The organism is Photobacterium sp. R1, from assembly GCF_054600795.1.
Window position 1 is genome coordinate 1 of record NZ_BAAHZP010000837.1, and the last position, 246, is coordinate 246.

General features: G+C 47.2%; 1 pseudogene. It reads right to left on the minus strand.

Going from position 1 to position 246, the window contains the following annotated elements:
* Nucleotides 1-246, minus strand: a pseudogene (locus tag ACYP03_RS27435) (tRNA (uridine(54)-C5)-methyltransferase TrmA); the annotation flags it as partial.

The window sequence follows — 246 nt, forward strand, 5'->3', positions numbered from 1 at the left end:
ATCTTTTGCGCCACTTCGCCGTTTGGCTGGGTAAAACTGTTTTCGACCTGCTGATAGGTCAGTGTTTGGTCGTGAACCGTCAGTTTTTCAATCACATAATCCTGATCCAGCACGATTTTCTGTTTACGTGCACGACCGATCAGGTTGAGATTGAACCCTTCATCATTCAGCCTTTGCTTCAGGGCTTTCGCTTCTGCGACCCACTCTTCATTCAGCTGTCGGTGATAAAGCAGGGAAACCAGAATT